The 21,401-nt window shown below is 49.6% G+C and carries 20 protein-coding genes; 7 read left to right on the forward strand and 13 right to left on the reverse strand.

The window, feature by feature from the left end:
* Nucleotide 1: 1 nt before the first annotated feature.
* The 4 genes from H6750_15195 to H6750_15210 all read right to left on the reverse strand — a co-directional run bounded on the left by H6750_15195 (nt 2) and on the right by H6750_15210 (nt 6,674).
* Nucleotides 2-2,191 carry a GAF domain-containing protein gene (locus tag H6750_15195; protein ID MCB9775654.1) on the reverse strand — a complete coding sequence of 730 codons (2,190 nt, stop codon included), beginning with the start codon at nt 2,189-2,191 and terminating at the stop codon, nt 2-4.
* Nucleotides 2,192-2,954: 763 nt separating this feature from the next.
* Nucleotides 2,955-4,355: a sigma-54-dependent Fis family transcriptional regulator gene (locus H6750_15200; GenBank protein ID MCB9775655.1), complete on the reverse strand. Its 1,401-nt coding sequence runs from the start codon at nt 4,353-4,355 to the stop codon at nt 2,955-2,957.
* Between the two features lie 10 nt (nt 4,356-4,365).
* Complete coding sequence (locus tag H6750_15205) at nt 4,366-5,193, reverse strand: hypothetical protein (protein MCB9775656.1); 828 nt, start codon at nt 5,191-5,193, stop codon at nt 4,366-4,368.
* The gene (locus tag H6750_15210) at nt 5,190-6,674 is read right to left on the reverse strand and encodes a HAMP domain-containing histidine kinase (protein ID MCB9775657.1); all 1,485 of its coding nucleotides are present in this window, start codon (nt 6,672-6,674) and stop codon (nt 5,190-5,192) included. The genes H6750_15205 and H6750_15210 overlap by 4 nt, the downstream gene beginning before the upstream one ends.
* Before the next feature lie 833 nt (nt 6,675-7,507).
* On the opposite strand from H6750_15210, the gene H6750_15215 reads away from it, so the two are divergent.
* Together H6750_15215 and H6750_15220 are read left to right on the forward strand one after the other, a co-directional pair.
* Nucleotides 7,508-10,561: a hypothetical protein gene (locus H6750_15215; GenBank protein MCB9775658.1), complete on the forward strand. Its 3,054-nt coding sequence runs from the start codon at nt 7,508-7,510 to the stop codon at nt 10,559-10,561.
* 971 nt (nt 10,562-11,532) lie between these two features.
* Nucleotides 11,533-12,498 carry a hypothetical protein gene (locus H6750_15220; GenBank protein ID MCB9775659.1) on the forward strand — a complete coding sequence of 322 codons (966 nt, stop codon included), beginning with the start codon at nt 11,533-11,535 and terminating at the stop codon, nt 12,496-12,498.
* A 230-nt stretch (nt 12,499-12,728) separates the two neighbouring features.
* On the opposite strand, the gene H6750_15225 is transcribed toward H6750_15220, so the two are convergent.
* The 4 genes from H6750_15225 to H6750_15240 form a co-directional block, all read right to left on the reverse strand.
* A complete protein-coding gene (locus H6750_15225; GenBank protein MCB9775660.1) occupies nt 12,729-12,905 on the reverse strand; it encodes a transposase in 177 nt (58 codons plus the stop codon).
* Between the two features lie 296 nt (nt 12,906-13,201).
* On the reverse strand, nt 13,202-13,639 hold the full coding sequence (locus H6750_15230) for a DDE-type integrase/transposase/recombinase (protein ID MCB9775661.1): 438 nt from the start codon (nt 13,637-13,639) through the stop codon (nt 13,202-13,204).
* Between the two features lie 282 nt (nt 13,640-13,921).
* On the reverse strand, nt 13,922-14,041 hold the full coding sequence (locus H6750_15235) for a hypothetical protein (protein MCB9775662.1): 120 nt from the start codon (nt 14,039-14,041) through the stop codon (nt 13,922-13,924).
* 36 nt (nt 14,042-14,077) lie between these two features.
* Nucleotides 14,078-14,923, reverse strand: a complete 846-nt coding sequence (locus tag H6750_15240; GenBank protein ID MCB9775663.1) for an IS3 family transposase — start codon at nt 14,921-14,923, stop codon at nt 14,078-14,080.
* A gap of 43 nt (nt 14,924-14,966) precedes the next feature.
* Here H6750_15240 and H6750_15245 point away from each other — a divergent pair, with 43 nt between their 5' ends.
* Nucleotides 14,967-15,263 (forward strand): transposase, encoded by a 297-nt coding sequence (locus H6750_15245; protein ID MCB9775664.1) that lies wholly within the window; start codon nt 14,967-14,969, stop codon nt 15,261-15,263.
* Between the two features lie 17 nt (nt 15,264-15,280).
* Nucleotides 15,281-16,417: a transposase gene (locus H6750_15250; protein ID MCB9775665.1), complete on the forward strand. Its 1,137-nt coding sequence runs from the start codon at nt 15,281-15,283 to the stop codon at nt 16,415-16,417.
* On the opposite strand, the gene H6750_15255 is transcribed toward H6750_15250, so the two are convergent.
* Complete coding sequence (locus H6750_15255) at nt 16,411-16,623, reverse strand: transposase (protein MCB9775666.1); 213 nt, start codon at nt 16,621-16,623, stop codon at nt 16,411-16,413. The genes H6750_15250 and H6750_15255 overlap by 7 nt on opposite strands.
* Nucleotides 16,624-16,721: 98 nt before the next feature.
* On the opposite strand from H6750_15255, the gene H6750_15260 reads away from it, so the two are divergent.
* The 3 genes from H6750_15260 to H6750_15270 are packed head-to-tail and all read left to right on the forward strand — an operon-like array spanning nt 16,722 to nt 17,334.
* Nucleotides 16,722-16,973 carry a hypothetical protein gene (locus H6750_15260; protein MCB9775667.1) on the forward strand — a complete coding sequence of 84 codons (252 nt, stop codon included), beginning with the start codon at nt 16,722-16,724 and terminating at the stop codon, nt 16,971-16,973.
* Nucleotides 16,915-17,127, forward strand: coding sequence for a transposase family protein (locus tag H6750_15265; GenBank protein MCB9775668.1), 213 nt, complete (start codon nt 16,915-16,917; stop codon nt 17,125-17,127). The genes H6750_15260 and H6750_15265 overlap by 59 nt, the downstream gene beginning before the upstream one ends.
* Nucleotides 17,128-17,334 carry a transposase gene (locus tag H6750_15270; protein ID MCB9775669.1) on the forward strand — a complete coding sequence of 69 codons (207 nt, stop codon included), beginning with the start codon at nt 17,128-17,130 and terminating at the stop codon, nt 17,332-17,334.
* A gap of 38 nt (nt 17,335-17,372) precedes the next feature.
* On the opposite strand, the gene H6750_15275 is transcribed toward H6750_15270, so the two are convergent.
* From H6750_15275 to H6750_15290, 4 genes are all read right to left on the reverse strand, one after another.
* Nucleotides 17,373-17,969, reverse strand: coding sequence for an IS3 family transposase (locus H6750_15275; GenBank protein MCB9775670.1), 597 nt, complete (start codon nt 17,967-17,969; stop codon nt 17,373-17,375).
* On the reverse strand, nt 17,966-18,271 hold the full coding sequence (locus H6750_15280) for a transposase (GenBank protein MCB9775671.1): 306 nt from the start codon (nt 18,269-18,271) through the stop codon (nt 17,966-17,968). The genes H6750_15275 and H6750_15280 overlap by 4 nt, the downstream gene beginning before the upstream one ends.
* A 415-nt stretch (nt 18,272-18,686) precedes the next feature.
* On the reverse strand, nt 18,687-19,913 hold the full coding sequence (locus H6750_15285) for a glycosyltransferase (GenBank protein ID MCB9775672.1): 1,227 nt from the start codon (nt 19,911-19,913) through the stop codon (nt 18,687-18,689).
* A 119-nt stretch (nt 19,914-20,032) separates the two neighbouring features.
* Nucleotides 20,033-21,361 (reverse strand): putative O-glycosylation ligase, exosortase A system-associated, encoded by a 1,329-nt coding sequence (locus H6750_15290; protein ID MCB9775673.1) that lies wholly within the window; start codon nt 21,359-21,361, stop codon nt 20,033-20,035.
* Nucleotides 21,362-21,401 lie beyond the last annotated feature (40 nt).

Here is a 21,401-nt window from a genome sequence, read left to right on the forward strand (position 1 = left end):
ATCACTTGTTTCTTCTGGAGTCATATTCTACTCCGACTGGAGACACACCAAAGACACTAGTACTTGCGTTATCGGCACTTTCTACGGGAAATGTAATTATCACCGTTGTGCCTCGCCCTTCCTGGCTCTCAATGTGAATGACCCCATGATGGTCCTCCACAATTCGCTTACATTGAAAGAGTCCGACACCCAATCCATTCTTCTTGGAGCTTTTGAATGGCTGAAAAATATTTTCAAGCTGGGCCGCAGACATACCACCCCCTGTATCGACCAATTCAACGATCACCTGCTTGCCATCATAGGCGGTGGATATATCTATCGTGCCTTGCCCCTGGATCGCCTGGCGGGCATTAAGAATGAGATTTAACAGAACCTGTTTGATGGCCTCCCTTTTGAGCTGAAGGACCGGGACCTCTAGCCCCGGGGAAAAAGTTGGTCGGCATTCAGGGCCGTTGACGGCCGCCAGAATGTCCTTGATCAACAAATTCACATCCACGGGCTCTGTCGGGACTTCTCCACTCAAATTTGATTCATTCGCCTGACGAGATAATTCTCCCATTAAATCGATAATTCGCTGAGACGTATTTTTAACGGTCTGCATGGCCGATGCCTGAAATTCAATATTACTCCCGTATTGTGCAGCATTCTGAGCCACCATAGATAAACTCGACGCCAAATTCTTTAAATCATGTAAATAAAAAGCCGAGAACCGATGCACGGCTTCCCATTTGGCGGATGAACTACGCTCTTCAACTAACTCAAATTGAATGAGCAGCATGGTCACATGATGCGCAATGGCTCGGAGTAAATCCAAATCATCTTGATCGTAATGGTCATGCACCGATTCCTGACTCAAGGTACAAAACCCAAGCAGTCTGCCTTGATCCGTTACCAAAGGCACACACACATGGGCGTGAGTAATATCAAGAAATTCCCTCCAATCCTCAGCCGTCCGCTGCCCCCCTTTCACCAACACGGGTTCTTGGTTTTTTTTCAATTGCTGAATAAGAGGGTGTGTTGCAGGAATAGGAATCGGCTCTGACACATTCGATGACCGATCATTCTCCGTCAATTTCCTTCGACGCCGTTCCTTTCGTATTTGATGATACCGTCCATCAACATCGAAAAGTTTCCAAATTGTGACCCGAGACGTTCCAAATGTTCGACCGAGCCACTCAAGGTATCGGTTTAAAAGCTCAGAGACATCCTGACAGGCCGAAAACGTTTCAGTCACCTCTAACCATTTCTCTCGATAATCATATTTCGCCTTAAAAAAATGACGAGAAACGACTTGCAGAAATTCGACTCGAACACGCCTGGAAAGCATGGCAACCACCAAACCCATAACGGCAAGAAACATGAGAACCATTCCCAGTGATTCCTTGACCTCCCAATCGGTTTGTTGCACCACTACGGTCACCATAGCGACAAGAACGAAATACCCACTAACACACACGACGACCAGGGAGGCGTATAGAGCCTGGTGACTGACCTGAATCTTCTGGACCACCTGCGGTCCTCGCCATCGCCTCAATCCCAGTGCCATGATAACCAGGGAACTGAACGATGCGAGTCCCCCCGCCCACACATCTTCCGGTCGCCACACCGACACCACGATCAAATGAAAGGCCTGCACGATTGATATGCAGGCCAGACCACCCAATCCAATCAGCACGTATTTCAATCGATATCGCAGAGGATCGGGAAAAGACTGAAGGATTCGTTCCAGCTGAAATATTCCCACAAAGGAGGCCAATACGATAAACCCCCAAATCATCAATCCCTCTGGTTGTCTGAATACAATTTCCCCCTCAGGATTGACCTGCATGAATCCATCTGGAGTACCCAGGATCACCATTGCTAAGAGAGCAGCTCCACACCCGATGATCTTCCACCACCCTCTGCCCAATGCCACAGAATTCGCAGAAAATTCATGTAACAATGAAAAACCGACCAGGCCGATCATGACCGGCAGCATGACCTCACCAATGAGAATAAGTTTTTTGGAGATAATGAGATGGGCTGGAAACACTTCTTGTATCCCATTCAGCCCATGGATCCAAATCATAACCGCCATCAGCAAAAATAAAGGGAAAAAATGTGCCCCATCTTTTCTCTTCACAAATATGATCGTCGCCAAAAATAGGGAAACTCCTGCCGTGAGAATAAATGGAATAGCCCACACACTCATACTGACCCTTCATACCTATTGAGAGTTAGAGACAGACACATGTTCATTTCTCGCTGCTACCAAAGGACACAGCCTTTTCGTTGTTCTGATTGATGGCCCCATGCTGGGTAACACATGTTTTACGCACTCGGGCGCACCTGATTGCATGGAAGTGGCAACCGACTACCCACGCTGGCCATCGAACCCTTTGGGTATTACGGTAAATTATCCCTTCTGGCCAAGCTCATGAGGATTCATTCACCAAGCTACTAAAGGTTGGGTAAATAGATGAAGGAATTTCTCCCAACAGGTTTCTTTGACACATCTATCACGGAAAGAGAGCCCAGGATGAAGCACCACCCTAGCCTGCCTCACAGGACAATAATCAGAAGGAAGCTGTAGTAGTTTTTTCGGAAGATGAGGAGGGGGACTGTAGGGTTCGGCCTTTCAAATCGACCTTGCCTCTCGCCTGGCAACGAAAGCTAGGGTTCGGTTCTGGTGAATAGGAGTGTTTTTAGGTTCTCCATCAAAAAAGCCTGAGCCATTCCGTTTGAGCCAATAAATTTCGTCAGCCGATAATGGGAACGTGATGCTGTCCGACGGAGCGACGTGTCTGAACTGCCGGGATGAAACTATCAGGGAAACATGGACCTTCAGCCCATTTCTGCAGGGAATCTCAAAGTATGAACGAGCAGACGACTATTTGTCGTTTTTTAAGTAGAGCGAATCGAGCACCTTCCAGACCCTATGGTGGGATAGAACCATCTTGACTGCTGTACCCAAATTATTGAAGTCCTGGTTGGCCGGTCGAATGAGACGCATCATCCTGTCTATCAGAGGGATGCAATCCATATTTTTTGAGCAGTTTATAAAAATCTGCCCGATAGCGCCCGGCAATTTGTGCCGCCTTTGAAATGTTTCCTTGGGTGGCTTTGAGCAGGTCTTGGAGGTACTCCTTCTCAAATGCCTCCTTCGCATCAGTTAATGGCTGAAGGCCACCTGGCTTGCTTTGTTCCTGAGGAGAAAGTGCAAGAAATTCTGCCGTAATGATATCTTGAGGAGACATGACGACCGCGCGTTCAATCATATTCTCAAGCTCTCGAACATTCCCGGGCCAAGGATACGTAATTAAGGCCTGCATGGCTTCCGGGGAAAATCCTTTGACGATTTTTCCGTGATGCTCTATGCTCCGTTTAAGAAAAAACTGGGCGAGGGAAGGAATATCCTCCCGTCGTTGCCGTAGCGGAGGAATCCACAAGGGAACGACGTGAATCCGATAATACAAATCTTCTCGAAATCGTCCTTCCCGGACGGCTAACTCCAAATCCTTATTGGTTGCGGCCAGAATTCTCACATCCACCTTCACGGGCACTTGCCCTCCGACGGGCACCACCTCTCGATTTTGAATGGCCCGCAAGAGTTTTCCCTGTAATGACAAAGGCATTTCACCAATTTCATCTAAAAATAACGTTCCCTTGTCAGCACTTTGGATTAATCCCCGTTTATTCTGATGGGCCCCGGTAAAGGAACCCTTCATATGCCCGAATAACTCACTTTCGAACAACGTTTCTGGAATAGCTGCACAATTGACAGCCATAAACGGTTTCGAAGCTCGAGGGCTATTACAATGCAGCACGCGTGCAATAACTTCTTTCCCTGTTCCGGTTTCTCCGGAAATACAGACGGTGGTATCGGTCTTCGCCACTTGAGCCACCTGCTTCAACACCGTATGCATTTCCGCACTCCGGGCCACGACGTTTTCAAGCCCATATAATTCGTTCACCAGCAGTTGTAGGCGATGAATCTCCTGACTCATTCGTTTGGTAGTGAGGGCTTTATCAATACTCTCCAGTAATTCTTTGTCATCAAACGGTTTGGTTAAATACCCATACGCACCCTTTTTCATGGCTTCCACCGCATTAGGAATACAGCCATGCGCCGTTAAAATCAGGATTGGAAGATTCGTTTGATGCTGGTGCAATTCCTCCATCAGATCCAAGCCATCAGCATCCGGCAATCGAAGATCCAAAATGGCAAAATCATAGGGATCTTCCTGGACCCGACTCAACGCATCCCCTCCGGAACCACACGCCGTCACCACAAACCCCATGGAATGCAGGCGCATTTTCAGGAGGGTCAGTAAACTTGGATCGTCATCAACAACAAGAATTCGTTCATCAGCCATCGCAATACCTCTATTTTTTTCCTTCACCTTCATGTGGTAATTCTTTCTCCTCGGCTCTTTCGAGTTTGGGGGTTGGGGCCATTTTTTCAGACGGGCGGGTCGGTGGGGCCTTCTCCCGAATTTCCTGATCGATACGGCGTAAAGCCTCTAATTGATTCGTCAGTTCTTGAACTTTTTTCTCACTGGACTTCAGTTCCTGCTGCACATCCTGGCGGAGCGCCTGCTCCTTTTTTAATTGTTCTGTTTGTTTGGAAAGATTCGAGAGTGCCTGATTCAATTCGTCGACAGCTTTTTCCCGGTTTGTCAATTCTTGCTTCAGTGCGTCAACCGAATCTGCTTCCAATTGACGACTTAATTCATGGACCAGTAATTCTTTATTCACTATTTCACGAACCAATCGTTTCGTTAAGCCTTCGGAAGCAATCCCTCCTCCCGGAGCATTCAATACGTCCAACAACCACAACCAAAATCGACTCTCACCCGCCAAAACGCTATTGGGATTGGAGGCCACCACTTTTCGAAAATGCAGTGCGGCTAATTCCCTATTTTCATATAATGCGACGACTCCGCGAAGAAAATGAACCGCACGGCATTCATCTTCACTTTTACACGTACTCAGCTTCTTTTCCTGATCATCTGCAATGGCCCGAAAAAATGGAATATCTTCAGGATCAGGAGTTAACACCGAGGATATCGCAGAGTAGCCGGTTGAACCCGATTGAGCCATGGCAGAAGAATTCCAATTGATGAGGGTCAACCCACCCCATTCAAGAAAATACAGGACCATTACGGACCCCAAAAACACCAGGATGAATAACTCAATTTTTTTGCGTGTCAATGGGCATTCCCCGTATGTTTTCGTTTGGGAATGGTAAAATGCAATGCCGTCCCGGTTCCCAGAATACTCTCAGCCCAGATTTTTCCACCATGGGCTTCGACGACCCGCTTCGCCAAAGCCAGCCCGATTCCACTCCCCACATACACACGGCCTTCTTGGGTTTTCCCCTGGTAAAATCGTTCGAAAATATGAGGCAAATCAGCTTCGGGAATTCCCGGTCCCGTGTCAGACACGGAAAATTGCAGCCCTTCTCCGCTACTATCCGGCCTTGATCGAATCAACACGGTCGTTCCTTCAGGACTAAATTTAATCGCATTTGATAAAAGGTTTTCCAACACTTGTTCCATCCTTGGCCCATCCAGATCATAGAACCTCACCTTGTTCTGAAACAAATCGAGAGTCAGATGAATATTTTTTCGTTCTGCGAGAAATTTGACTTTTTCTGTCGACCGGACGACCAAACGATTTAAGTCGGTGGGACTAAAATTGTAGGAGACCATGTCGGCCTCCATCCGGGATAAATCTAAGAGATTCCCAATTAGATGATTGAGCCGCTGACTACTCTCAGAAATAATGGTGAGCGTTTCGCGCTGGTCTTTCGTCAGCGTTCCAGGAATTCCATCCAGCAAAAGCTGCGAGCCCTCACGAATGGACGTTAACGGGGTCCGTAACTCATGAGAAATATTTGCCAGGAATTCCGACTTCATTTCATCTAACTTTTGTAGTTTTTCGCCCATCCAATTTACCTGGCCCACCAGTTCACGTAACTCCTGTGGAACAGAAAGGGAGATCGTCCCTCCAAATTGACCTTGTCCAATTCTGCGGATTTGAGCTTTGACTCGTCGAAGAGGCCGAAGGATACTATAGCTGGCGATCCCGGCCAAGCCAAGACCTAGAACCAACGCCATCACCAGAAGCTGTTTCGTAATTTCCTGGGCCTGCACCGAACGAAGATGGGAATCCTTGAGAATCGCACCGACACTGGCTTCCTGAGCAGTAATATAAGCATTAATGGATTGGGTTATGGCCGTAATCAAGGTATCCCGGTTTTGCTCATAGCTGGCGATAGCCTGAGGAGAACGGTCGGCTTGTTCAACGCCAACACTCAAAAATAAGGTATGAAATTCTTCATGAAGTTCTTTGGTTTTTGCAAGGGCTTCCAGCGTACTGCCAGGGTTTTCCTGTTCCTGGAGCGCCTTTAGGGTTTTGCGAAAATTCTCAGCCTCCTGAAGAAAATCTTTCAGAAGAGTGGTATCCCGAAGCACCAAATATTGCTTATCACTTTTTAATTGCGCATATAGACTGGTAATGAGTCGCTTGGCCGTCTCCACAGCTGGAAAGTGATGGGTTGCTAACTCAGCGCCTAATTCCGTTAAGGCACGAAATTGATGGAGAATATATAAATTCACGCCTACCACCAACGCAAGGATTGTCAGGTACCCAAGGGTTAATCGCCAAAATATAGATAGACGTGTCAACATTTTTAAACCACCAAAACGAAGAGAAACATTTCAACAAAAGTATCTGTATTTATGGACTCTAGTCGGAGTGAAAAAATTTTCAAACAAACTGTTTTTGTTCTCTCCATTGCAAATTCAAGGATTCCTCCTTTTTCAGCTAGACCAAGGAACTTTCACATAAAAGTTGGCTACGTAGCAATGCTGAATTCTATTTCCTACATGAGATTGAGTAATCCTACACCAGAATTCCAATGTTTTATGAAGGTTCTGGAAAACTACCCACGAATTTTTCGTTTTATAAACAATCCGATAGGTTGGGCAAGATTTCGATGGTCCCTATATTGCATATGCCACCGTAGCAACCATAATAATATAGGAACCCGTCCATTCCATCAAAAGGTTACTTCTTCAATAAATACTTCTGTCTGATGAAAATTTTGATATTGGCATTTTATTTATAGTGATAATAACTTTACCTCATTATGGATCTCCCAAAGTCGCCGCCCCCAAATTTATCCATCTTCATAGTTTTTCATTATCCTCCCCCTAAGGATTGAAAACATCTTCCCGTTTTCTTAGGTAGTACTTGGAAGATCAGGTTTTATTGCTGAAACGAATATTTTGCCTTGTCTTGTTCCTCCTTGGAGGGATTTGAGTAAAAGGACAGCTATCGTTTTTCACTCAGATCGAAACGACACTTGAGGAACCGACTTAAAAACAAGCATGTCCGAGAGGAAAGCCTAAATCGAAAGAACAATAATTTTTAAAAGTGGAGCTCCCCCCAGCAAGCTGAGAGGTATACTCCGCTGTTTCTTAGGATATGGAAAAAGTCTACCAAAAACAGGAGATGAATAATGAAATACCCATGCACCTTCCCTTTATTTAGAAAAAGCCTCCTTACAAAAAAATTTAAAAGCCCGATTTTTCAACTAGAGCAAACCTTTGAACGGTTTCCCAAAAATGTCGTAGAGGCTTTTACAAAATCCATCGATGGCCTAACTTCTTGCAACTCCCAAAAAATTTCGTTTTACATTCTCTTGTTAGCATTGATAACCGTCATACCTGCCTCTCCGGTTTTTTCAGCTAACGTTTCGGTGACCTGGAACAAAAACACCGAATCGGACTTAGCAGGATACAAAATTTACAAAAGGACGCTTCCCTCTCTAGATTTTGGACAACCCACATTTTCAGGTATGCCCAGTAATCCGTCCTCACCCTCAACGACCGTAACGGGACTTTCTGAGGGAAAAACCTATGGATTTATTGCAACCGCATTTGATACGTCCGGAAATGAAAGCGCCCCTTCCGCTGAGAAACAAATTACTGTACCCACCGGCACGCCACCACCGCCCTCATCACTGAACATTTCGAATCTGACCGTCGCCAGTGGGAAAACCTATGTGGTACCCTCCTCCGGTCTTCAAGCTGGAGGCACGGTCTATATCGACCGCTCCTATACTTATACAACGGTCCCTACTCTCGTACAGGGAGCCACGTATATCCAAACCGCCAACAATGACAAAGCAGCGACCAATACCAACTTCCTCAGCTTTACGGTCAATCAATCCGTGTCGGTGTATGTCGCCCATGGCGATCGCATTACCCCGAAACCTGCGTGGTTGAATACCTTTACCGATACCGGCACAAATCTGGTGACCTCGGATACAACCCTTAGTCTGTTTGTGCGGACCTTTTCTGCGGGGACCATTACCCTCGGGGGTAATGTCAGCAGTGCCAATGCCGGAAATAGTTTGAGCATGTATTCCGTTATCGTCAAACCAGATAGCGGTTCCCCAACGGACACCACTGCACCCACGGTTACGCTCACGGCCCCCAGCGCAGGCACCGTCTCCGGCACGGTAACGGTCACGGCCAGCGCCAGCGATAATGTCGGCGTCGCGGGCGTCCAATTCCGTCTCCAGGGCGCCAACCTCGGGGCTGAAGATACCACCAGTCCCTATAGCACCAGCTGGAATACCACCACCGTGCCCAATGGCTCCTACACCCTCACGGCCATCGCCCGCGATGCCGCAGGCAATACGAAAACCGCCACATCTGTCACAGTCACCGTGAGCAATACCACCACACCTCCCCCGCCGCCCGCAGACACCACGCCACCGACAGTCACCCTGACAGCCCCTGGTGCGGGCACCGTCTCCGGCACGGTGACAGTCAGCGCTAGCGCCAGCGATAATGTGGGTGTGGCCGGCGTCCAATTCCGCCTCCAGGGAGCCAACCTCGGGGCTGAAGATACCACCAGTCCCTATAGCACCAGCTGGAATACCACCACCGTGCCCAATGGCTCCTACACCCTCACGGCCATCGCCCGCGATGCCGCAGGCAATACGAAAACCGCCGCCTCCGTCACGGTCACGGTGAGCAATTCCAGCACGCCCCCGCCTCCCACAGCACTGAATATTTCGAACTTGACCGTCGCCAGTGGGAAAACCTATCTGGTACCCTCTTCCGGTCTCCAAGCTGGAGGCACGGTCTATATCGACCGCCCCTTTACCTATACGACCGTCCCTGCTCTCGTGCAGGGAGCGGCATATATCCGAACTGCAAATGACGACAAGGCAGCGACCAATACCAATTTCGTCAGCTTTACGGCCAATCAACCCGTAGCCGTGTATGTCGCCCATGACGTGCGAATCACCACGAAGCCTTCATGGTTGACCAACTTTACGGATACCGGCACAAATTTGGTGAACTCGGATACGACCCTCCGGCTGTTCGTGCGGTCCTTCCCCGCCGGCACCATTACCCTCGGGGGCAATACTAGCGGAGGATGTTGCAGCATGTATTCCGTCATCGTCAAATCAGATGGCGGCAACTCAGGGGACACCACCGCACCCACGGTTACACTCACGGCCCCCAGTGCGGGCACCGTTTCCGGCACGGTGACGGTCAGCGCCAGCGCCAGCGACAATGTCGGCGTGACCGGCGTCCAATTCCGCCTCCAGGGCGCCAACCTCGGGGCTGAAGATACGACCAACCCCTATAGCACCAGCTGGAATACCACCACCGTGCCCAATGGCTCCTACACCCTCACGGCGATCGCTCGCGATGCCGCAGGCAATACAAAAACCGCCACCGCCGTCACGGTCACCGTGAGCAATACCACCACACCTCCCCCGCCGCCCGCAGACACCACCCCACCGACAGTCACGCTGACAGCCCCCGGTGCGGGCACCGTCTCCGGCACGGTGACGGTCAGCGCCAGCGCCAGCGACAATGTCGGCGTGACCGGCGTCCAATTCCGCCTCCAGGGCACCAACCTCGGGGCTGAAGATACGACCAATCCCTACAGCACCAGCTGGAATACCACCACCGTGCCCAATGGCTCCTACACCCTCACGGCGATCGCCCGCGATGCCGCGGGCAATACGACCACCGCCGCTCCCCGTACGGTCACGGTGAGCAATACCAGCACGCCACCTCCGCCCTCAACGTCAAGTATTCAAGTCAACTTTCAACCGGCCAATGCCACGGTGCCTTCCGGCTATCAAAAAGATGACGGCAGTGTCTACACCAGCAGCCGGGGATATGGCTGGACCAACGGCGGCAATACCATGCGCGAGCGTAACACCAACAGTGACCAACGCCTGGATACCTTCGTCCAATTAAAGCCCGAGGAAGCAAATACCTGGCGTTATGATATGCCCAATGGAAACTACACCATTACCTTGGTAAGTGGCGATCCCGATTATGCCCTAAGCCCCCAACGCGTCACCGTCGAAGGGAAGGTGGTCATTGACAATCTTGGCACATCCACGCCAAATACTTTTATAACCATCACCGACGTTCCCATCACCATTGCTGATGGCGCCTTGACCATTACCCTTGGCCCCAGCAGCAGCAATAGCAAGCTCAACTATGTCCAGGTCAAATCTTCTAACACACAGTAATCTTTGAAAGGGAGAGGAGCACCCATTGTTACCGGGTAGGCCACCGATAAAAACCCTAGTGGCAGTTTAAGCAACTCCATTAGGGATTATCGGAATTTCCTGAGCCTACTCGATAGAAGTAACATCACCATAAACGGAACCATGGCCTAACTGACCATAAATGACCAGACTGCCTGGGATGACATCGTTCAGTGGATCTATCTCTATGGTGGAGCGAGAGAGAAAAACCCTTAATAGCGTAAATGTGCCCAACCGTTAATTCACATGCAGTGGGACCAGGAATGCGGAAGTAACAGTGTCAGCCGAGAGGACAGTTACACCTAAATCCATACCATTTGATCTGATCGCTGGAGAGCATGTATTTGTGACTTACAGCGTGCTCTCGATGAAAGGAACGGTCATTTAATTCGGAGGGGCAATCCAGTCTAGAAGATAGAGGGAACGGACCCTACATCCGTATTGATAAAGAAAATCTTTCAGTAACAAGAATCGGGTTCAAATCATAAATGCCTAACGTTTGGAAATGATTGACTAATGGAATTTGAAAACCATTTTTTTAGCCTGCAAAGCCCCATAGCTCCCTGGGGAGGGCTCATGAAGTTTCCCACTTTTTAAAGGATAGTAAGAAGTTCAAGATCCTGTGTTGCCTCAAATCCCCCTATTAATTAGGTTGCTGGGAATGATTCCCCCAGCTAAAGATTTTTTTTATTTTACCGACAACAAAGAAGTTACGGAGGGGTGACTCGAAAGATAGAATTCTGTCTCCGAAAGTCATCTAATCTTTTTAGAGTAAAACACAAATTTTCTCAAATCCATCCGATGATGATTACCAATGGAGGAAAATAATGATGCGCCTTTTCCGATCACGGCAAGCGGTGCTGTTTGTGATATCCAGCCTAATTACCCTAGGTCTCAATTCCTTCAGCCCCACCCTTGCATCAGGTACAGCCCTGGGGGACCTGGCCAATTCCATGCAACCCGGTACCTTTAAAACTTTACAAACGAATGGATTCAGCAACGGGGCTATATTGGCGCCAAGTGGGCCTTCAAATTTTATCACCATGTTTAGCGACAGCGCAGAGTGGGACCCCAAGTATAAAACCGTTCATTTTATTGGTGCGTCGCACGACAATAGCCTTACCACCTATGTGCGATACGCAGATTCCACTAACTCCTGGGCCACGATTCCAACTCCTATACCAAATGGCACCCTCCACGGTTATGACCACAATGCTGTCAACACAACCACTGGTGATTTTTTTCACAGACCATTTAATAACTCCACCATTCATAAATTCAGCCCATCAAATGGGACATGGTCACAATTCTCCTTACCAGAATCCAATTTTCAAATCACCGGAGGGCTCGAATTTTTTCCAGAAATGAACAGTTTGGTGTATGTCGATTCTCACATTGGAGTCTGGACCCGTCACCTCGGCACCGGATCATGGACCAAAAGAAGTAATGCCCTTCCAATGGGGTCTTACCATACATTTATTGAATACAATCCGGTACATAAGGTTGTTATATTTGGCGGTGGCCAAAATGACAAAACGGTCTACAAAATGGATTCTGGGGGTTCCATCACACGGATGGGAGATGCTCCAGTTGGTTTGGGAGTGGGAACCGATGAAAGTCGAGTATCGGTAGATCCAGTCAGTGGTGATTATATTGTGTTAAAGTCGGATAGAAAAATGTATGCCTATAACGTCGTAAAAGATCAATGGACTACCCTTGGAGTCACTTACCCCTCCGGCAACCCTGCTTGGGGAACTATCGAAGCCTCAATAGCCACTTATGGAGTCATTATGTTTATACATTATGACTTCAGCAATTCCGCTGTGTACTTGTACAAACACTCCTCTGGAGGGGGAGGTGGAGGGGGAGACACGATACCACCAGCAGCGCCACAAAATTTAAATTTGACTGTGCAATGAGTTACCAATACAAAGCCAGCGAAAATGATTCGGTGGTAAAGAAATTAGATTCTTCACCAAATGTTAGGTAAACTTGCACACCAAGGGGCAGAGCTTCTCAAGAATCTTTAAGGATAATTTTGGGGGAATATGTCCTCCCAATGAAAGCTTCCCCGTCAAGCGGACAGTTGCAGGGTAGAGTTTCCCAGCGGTGATTTCTGATAGAGTCACGAGGCTATCCGGGTAAAACGTCATGGAGGTCGGTATTCATTATGGACACCCACGCGACGAGCCATGATCTCCCGAACGCCTTCCAAAATCCGAAATAAATAAAGATTGAATACTTCATTCCAACAGGTACGATTAAACCGCTCCATAAAAGCGTTCTGCGTGAGGGTGGCCGGGTTGAATGTGATAGATCGGCACACGATTGTCCCTCCCGTGGTCTTGGAGGCGCTACACGAGGACCTCTGGTACCTTAACCACCCGAATCCTATGCGGTGACTCTCGTGATTCCTTCAACAGGTCGAGGACTAGAATGACCCGCTCGGCCAGAAGGGAGGTACAAATTTCAGTGGATAAGGTCTCCCAATTCAAGTCATCAATGATTTGAAGGCACGAAACCGCGCGGCGTGGTGCAGGACATCGCCCATGAAATCGGCCGCGCACACAGAAATGGTCCCCGATTTTTAGACAGCTCGATAAGTGCAATTTCTGCCTGTCATTATGCCGCCGTCTTTTCCTTTGTTTCCCCAAAATACACGGCATCCGGTGTCTGGCGGTTGAGCGTTTGATGCCGCCGTTGGGCATTATAGAATTGAAAGTAGCAATTTAGACCTGCGCGTAAATCGGCTGGAGTTTCATACGCCCGCAGGTACACATCCTCATACTTCACGCTGCGCCATAACCGTTCAACAAACACATTGTCGACCCACCGGCCTTTGCCATCCATACTGATGTGAATATGGTGGGCCCGTAGGACCTTCGTGAAAGCCTCACTGGTGTATTGGGCTCCCTGATCGATGTTAAAGATCTCCGGGGGGCCGTAGCGCATGAGGGCTTCTTCCAGGGCGGCAATACAAGGTTCGGCATCGAGCGTATTCGACACGCGCCAGGCCAGCACGCGGCGAGAATACCAATCCATGATCACTGTCAGGTACATGCCCCCCCTTCGCCATCGGCACATAGCAGATGTCACTCGCCCACACCTGATTAGGCCGATCAATAATGAGGCCGTTGAGGAGATAGGGGTAGATTTTATGCCCGGCCCCTGGTTGACTCGTGCGCGGCTTCGGATAGACGGCCCGGAGGCCCATCTGCCGCATCAACCGGCGCACCCGCTTCCAATTCACCCGTTCCCCTCGCTGCCGGAGTTCTTCGCACAGACGCCGACTCCCACAGAACGGCCAGCGCTTACAGGTCGAGCTTTGGTCTTCCCCCGGTTTCACGGACAGGTTAAAGAAGACTGTTGAGAGTATTGCTCCATAAAACTTCTGGGCGCCAGTCCTTGGGTAAAGGAGTGGCTCCGTCGGTGGTTATAAAAACGCTCGATGTAATCAAACACATCAACACGAGCTTCCGCCCGAGTTCCGTATTGCCGTCAATGAACCCGTTTGCGTTTCAATAAGCCAAAGAAACTCTCCGCCACCGCACTGTCATAACAGTTCCCCACGCCGCTCATGCTACTCACAATCCCATTTGCCTGCAGGAAGGCTTGAAACTCCTGGGCGGTATACTGTGTGCCACGGTCCGAATGGAGGATCACCGTCTCCGAACTCCGTCGTTGCCACACGGCCATCAGGACGGCTTGCATGACCAAGTCACGCGTGAGCCGGGGTTGCATCGACAAACCGATGACTTGTCGAGAAAACAAATCCATGACCACCACCAAGTAGAGCCAGCCTTCTTGCGTGGGAATATAAATAATATCGGTGACCCATTTGGTATTTGGAATCGGTGCGGTGAAGTCCCGAGCGAGCTGATTGGTGATCCCAGCCGGGCGCTCTCCGGATTTCCGTCGCTTCCAGCACTTGGGAGCGGGAATGCCCCGCAAGCCCTCTCGGCGCATTAACCGAGCAATGCGATGTTTGCCACACCCTTCGCCTTGTTGGCGCAGGATCTGCCAGATCTTTGTGCTGCCATAGACCCCATCACTCGCCGCATGCAGAGTGCGAATAGCCGCCGTCGGACGTTGACAGTCTTGCGCCCACGGACTAGGAGAACGGCGCTGCCGCGCGTAAAAGCCACTTGGGGAAACCCGAAGCAACCGACACATCACCCGCAGGGGAAACATGGTGCGACAACGTTGGATCATGGCATCTCTTACCGTGAGGTCTTGGCGAAGAACGCTGCCGCTTCTTTTAAAAAATCCCGCTCTCGAGTCACGAGGGCTAATTCTCGTTTGAGGCGGACCAGTTCTGTGACCTGTTTTTTGATAGTGAGACAAAAATGGGCTATAAGGTGAGTCGTTCTCACAAGGAGGGAACGACATGGAGAAGCGCAGTCGCCGAGTCTTCACCCCGAAACAGAAGTTTGCAATGTTGAAAGACATTGAGCTGTGTCCCACCGTCAAGGAGGGGTTGGAGAAACACCAACTCTGTCACTCGGTGTATCAAAAATGGAAGCGACAATTGGCGGTGGGCGTGCGAGCCTCCCTGCGGAACACGAAACCGCTGAAAGCTCCGGACCTTCGGCATCTAGAGACCGAAAACAAGACGCTTAAGGCGATCGTCCTCACGCAGTCCTTGATCATCAGTGAGTTAAAAAAAGAGATGAACTGGGACTGAAGGGGAGAGGACGACTGATGGACACGCAGAAAATGGCGACTCTTGAGACGGTGGAGGAGGCCCGACGGAACGGACGACGAGTGGGCGACGTATTGGCGACCTTAGGGATCAAACGGGCGACCTCTTATCGATGGAAGAAGAGGGCGAGCCAGGGATCTTCTTCTTCCTCCTCCTCTCGTCGGGTGTCTTCCGTACTCCCGACAGAGCAGCACTGGATTGACGAGGTGAAAACGGCGCATCCCACCTATCGACATCGGCGGATACAGGGGGTGTTGCAGGCGGCGGGGCGCTCTGTGTCCGCGTCCACGGTTTATCTTCATCTGAAAAAACGGGACCAGGTGGAGCCGTATAGCCGGCGGGAAGCCCCCTGGAAGCAGCCGCGCTACGAAGTCCGGCAGCGGAATCTCTTGTGGGGCAGCGATTGGACGAGGTTGAGCATTGGGTATGTGCGGTGGTATCTGCTGACGATCATTGATTTCTTCTCTCGCTATCTCATTGCCTTCGCGGTGGTGCCCACCGTCAACGCCTCCCATGTTCAGGCACTCTATCGGCAGGGGTTACGGGCGCAGGGAATCCCGTTGCATGCCGCCCAGAAACCCGCGCTCCGGGTGGATCGGGGGTCGCCGAATATGGCCTGGGTGACGCAAGCCTTCTTTCAGCAACTTGCAGCGGACCTCTCGTTTGCCCGGGTACGCCGGCCCACCGACAATGCCATCACGGAACGGTTTTACGGCAGTCTGAAACAAGAAGAAGTATATATCGTCGGCAATTATCCGGATGAGCGCGCCGCCCACCACGAGATTGGGCAGTATATTGCCCGCTACAATCATGACCGCCCGCATCAGGCGTTGATGAACTTTACGCCCGCGTATGTGCATCAAATCAATAATAAAACACGGGTATTCCAGGAACGACAGGCACTCAAGCAGACCGCGCGAGACAGACGCCGCGCCTACTGGCTTCAGACCCCATACCCCCTTCAAGACGGTGAAACGAACGAAGGGTTCAGTATGGACCAGGGGGCGATCGTGGAATCTCGGGCAAAGATGGAAGACGATTTGCAAAAAGAGAAGGAGCAAAAATTCACATTTCAGCAAGAGGGAGCAATCTCCCCCACTAAGGACTCACCACATACGCTCATTTTGTTTCATTGAGAAAAAACTGGACATTGATCGTGGGGCGTCCCCGGTCCAGAAAAGGCTTTGCACCCTCGCTGGTTTGCCTCTCGGCACCACCGCCTCAACATCGCGGCATTGATGCCCAAATCCTTCGCCACTTGGGTAAGGGCGCTTCCACCCTGCTTGGTGAGCTTGATGGCCTCCTGCCTAAACTCTTGGCTGTACTTTCTCCGTTGCTCCATGACACACCTCCTTGCCTAGTATGAGGCTTTTTCGATGTGTCCGTAAAATCAGGGGAAGACCACTTCAACACCGAGACTATTGCGTAAATCGGAAGCGCGTGCCGCGCCTCATGCGACAGATGGGGCTCCGAGCGGTCTTTCCCAAACCACGGACCAGTCAGGCTGGCAAAGGGCACAAGATTGATTCCTACTTACTGAACGGTCTGAGCATTGATCGTGCTAATAAGGTCTGGGCGAGTGACATCTGTTATATCCCGATGGCGAAGGGGGGTCATGTACCTGACAGTGATCATGGACTGGTATTCGCGACGCGTCTTGACCTGGCGCGTTTCGAATACGTTGGACACTGAGGCCTGCAGGGAGGTCTTGCAAGAAGCCCTCAGGTGTTATGGAGTGCCAGAGATTTTTAATACCGACCAAGGAGCCCAATATACCAGCGAGGCCTTAACCACAGTGCTCAAAGCCCATGGAGTGCAGATTAGTATGGATGGCAAAGGTCCGTAGGTGGACAATGTCTTTGTGGAACGCCTCTGGCGTAGCGTGAAGTACGAGGATGTGTATCTAAGAGCGTATGAGACCCCCGCCATGCTGCGGGCGGGTCTGACACAGTATTTTCAATTCTACAATGCGGAATGCCCTCATCAGACATTGAACCGCCAAACACCCAATGCGGTCTATTTTGCTGATTTCAAGACGAAGCAGGTGGCATAACGAAAGACAGAAATTTCACTTATCGACCTGTCCAGAAATCAGGGTCCACTTCTATCCTTGAGCGCTTGAGTAAAGCGTTCACTGGTATATTGGCTGCCTTGATCGGTGTTCATGATGGTTGGACAGCCATATTGCTCAATCGCCTCCTCCAAGGCATCCATGATAAATTCCACATCCATCGTCACCGATACGCGCCATGCCAGGGCTCGGCGACTATACCAGTCCAGGATCACGGTCAGATAGACAAATCCATGGGCCATCGGGATGTAGGTGACATCTGAGGCCCACACCTGATTGGGGCGCGTAATGGACAAATTCCTGAGTAAGTACGGGTATACCGCGTGTCCTCGATGCGCCTGAGTCGTCCTGAGCGGGCAATAGAGCGCCTCGATGCCCATACGCTTCATCAGTGTTCTGACATGCTTCCGCCCAACGCGGAAGCCCTCCAATCGCAGCAAATCTCTCAACATCCGCGAACCAGCGAACGGATGTGCCAGATGCAGTTTATCCAGACAATGCAGCAAGGACAGTTCATTCTCATTGAATGGCACGGGTTGGTAGTAAAGACAGCCTCGAGACAATCCGAGTGCCTTGGCTTGGTGCGAGACGGGGAGTTTGTGGGTCCGGTCGATCATGGCTTTACGCTCAGCAGTCCGGCCTTGCCGAGCGCCCCTTCTAAAAAATCATTCTCCAGCGTCAGTTGCCCGATCTTCGCATGCAGGGTTTTGATATCGACGGCAGGAGGCGTCTCGCGCCGCTTCTCATCGAAGGCTCCGGGGGCATGCTCCAGGAGCTGTGCTTTCCATTGCGCGATCTGGTTTGGATGGACCTCAAATTTCTTCGCCAACTCGGCGGTGGTTAAATCACCCTTCAGGGCCGCCAGCGCCACGTTCGCCTTGAACACGGGGTTGTGATTGCGTCTGATTCGTCGACTCATGATAAGCTCCTGTGAATGAGGTGAAAATGATTGAAACAGGTTTACTTATCCACTTAAGACGGTGTCAAATTGTCCGGGGCCACCTCTGTATGCAGGAATGAATAATGAGCGATCAGGCCTCGGGATCTTTCCTCCTGCTCCGCCATGCTCAGAGCCCGACGAAATCGGCGTCGGGGCACCGAAAAGTTCTGCCATGACCGAAGACGCCCGGGTGGACCGACCCCGCAGGCTTGTCCCGATTCCGTCCGATGCGCTAAGGGACTGGCCCTATTTCCATGGTTCCCCAACCGTGGCTTTCTGCGCCGCTGACAATTCGGAACAGCCTACTTGGGCCCTACCCTACACTCTCTATAGCAAAAAGTTTCAACATGGTGTGGCACTGATCGGTTAGACTTAAGATCGGCGTGTCTAAACCTTATTCAACAATCGAATCCAGAAGTTTGGCAAACTCCGCAGTCCTGGCTTGCCGAGAATGTTTGATGACTTCCATTTTGTTTGGGATTGGGGCGTGACCTTCGCTAATCAAAGAGAGAAATTCCGCAAGCCCGTGCATAATTTGCTCCTTGCAATCTAAGGGAACAATCGTTCTGATACCAGCGTCGGCCAACACATTTGCAGTATCCCCTCTTGGGTCAGTTAGCGCAAAAATAGGGCGACCAGCCCGAAGGTATTCATAAAGTTTGGCTGGAATTTGATGATTGCAGCTTGATCCTTGAAATAACAATAATCCATCACAATGCAACATTTCATGGAGAGCATCCTGGTAGGGTACGGCGCATTCAAATAGTACGATATCATCAATTCCAAGGTTCTGCACATGGGAACGATAAAACTCCTCATTACCACTGGCCCGTAGGATAATCTTTAAATTCGATCGGGAAATTATTTGCCTTTGCTTGAGATCAGCCAAAGAGGAAAAAAAGGGAAGCGGATTTCGTTCAGATGTGTAAAGTAGCCCGCTATGGACGAGAACCAGAGGTGTCTTGGAACGGTTGGTGAGAACAAACGCTTTTTCAATGGCGTGGAAAGTTTCTTCATCATACCCATTACCAGTAATCACCAATTTGTTGGAAGGTACAGATGGAAAGCGATCTGCGTACATTCGACGTGTCCCTGGAGTTGTGAAAACAGCCGCTTGGCAGCGTTTTATCGTCATGCGTTCTATTATTTGGCAGGCCTTTCGTATTGTAGGGTCAGTGGGATAGTTGTCTTCGGTCATGGAATCTCGGAAGTCTGCAATCCAAGGAATTCGACAGAGAGAAGATAATGTCAGGCCGATCAGATGGGCTGTGGCGAGAGGGTAGGTTGACCAGAGAACATCCGGCTGATGTTTGCGTATAATCTGCAACCCTACATATACACCGCCAAGCCACCAACTTACCCACCGATCAGGAATTGCCAGCCACTTAGAATACGAACCGCGAAATGCCAGATGTCGAGATGAATCCAAAGCAAAAGCCCTAAAAACAGGAACAGCCTGAGGAATCTCACTTAAACTTGGGGGCAAGATGCGAGGGTAAGCACGTGTATGGGCAGTTAAAATTAATGGTTGCCAATGATGGTTAAGAAGTTCCCGAGAAAAAGTAAGTGTTCTTTGGATACCACTACTTCCAAAAGAAGGAGGGTAATGAAATGCGATCATCAAGAGCTTTTTCAAATCTACCTCAATAAATAGTATAAGGCTCTTCCGTAAAGGTTAACTGGAAACCAGTGGCGGATAAATTGTCTTTACTGGTGAAGGATCAGAAGTAACCAAGTTTTCTACCGTCCTTGTAGGGAGGGATTGTGATGGTTAATAGAGAATGAAACCTCGGAGGGGTGTTGGGTCAAAGCCGAACGCGTCTTAATGCTTTTCATAATAATAATGATACCCACCAACTGATAGAAAAGATCGAAATACGCCGTGTCTAAAAATGTTCCGGCAATCATGTACGCGATAAGGCCAAGTTGTACCATGTTGATGTAGGGAATTATCCAGTCATTGGCTCTCCCCCAACGACGAAGTTTGCGAAGACTGATGAAACATGAAAGAAACAAGAGGATCCAAAGAATAAACCCGATAATTCCATGCTCACCGAGAATGGTGTACCACATGCTATGGCAAGACCATACTTTGTCTGTTCCGTATTTTTCTACAAACTCTGGGAAGTAAATGGGGTAGAGCTCGGGTTCGTAGAAATTGAAACCTCCACCAAAGGGCCGAGCGAGTCCAACTCGCTGACAAAATTCCCAGTTCCAAAATCGGCTTACAGCAGACCCTTCATTTTCCCATCCCACAAGGTCATCAAACCGTCCTTGCACTCTTTCGGGTGCTGACATGAGTCCCGTCGCGAGTAACCCAATCACACCAACAACCAAAATACCTCCACCGCACACTGTGAGTACTTTGCGATCGGAATAGAGTGCCATTAGGCCAGTCATAGCGGCCAGAGTCAACCAGGCTCCGCGGGAGAACGTGCATATGATGGCAGGATAGGAAAGCACCATCATGACCATCATCAGCCTTCGTAGCCATATATTCGTTTCTGTCTTGGCAAGGTAAAACAAAATTGGAACGTTGAGGGACAAGGCCAGACCTATAGCGTTGTTTGAATAGAGAAAGCTTTCTTCGGGTCCCCAAACCATGAATTGTCCACCGCTGGTTATGGCCCAGAAGCCACTTTTTAGACCATAAAATCCCAGGGAAAGCGCTATCACCCTAATTAGTAATCGTAGCCGGTGTTCTGAATTAATCAGGATAGTGGACAAAAACACCATCAACAGAATTTTTGATATATAGATGAGTTTTTCTAAGGAAGCATCGGGGTAAATCGCAAAAACGGTCGATATTCCAAAGATTCCCCATAAGGCAAATAACAGCACAGATTCTGAAGATAACGGAATTTTCTTGGACTCATTCCAGAATATAATGCCTAAAAATGTCCCTATGGCAATATACTGTGCTGAAGGAAAAAAACGGGCGAATCCCCAAGTCATACTATTGGGATTCAGAAGTGATACACATATGAATGCAAGAATTCCAAAGGTAGGACGACGAAGAGCTAAGAAGGCACAAGAGATGACAATGGCAATCAGGATGATATCCCTCATTTCTCATTGATCCTCAAACTTGCTATTCCCTTTGACCTTC

This window comes from Nitrospiraceae bacterium, assembly GCA_020632595.1.
Taxonomy (GTDB): Bacteria; Nitrospirota; Nitrospiria; order Nitrospirales; family UBA8639; genus Nitrospira_E.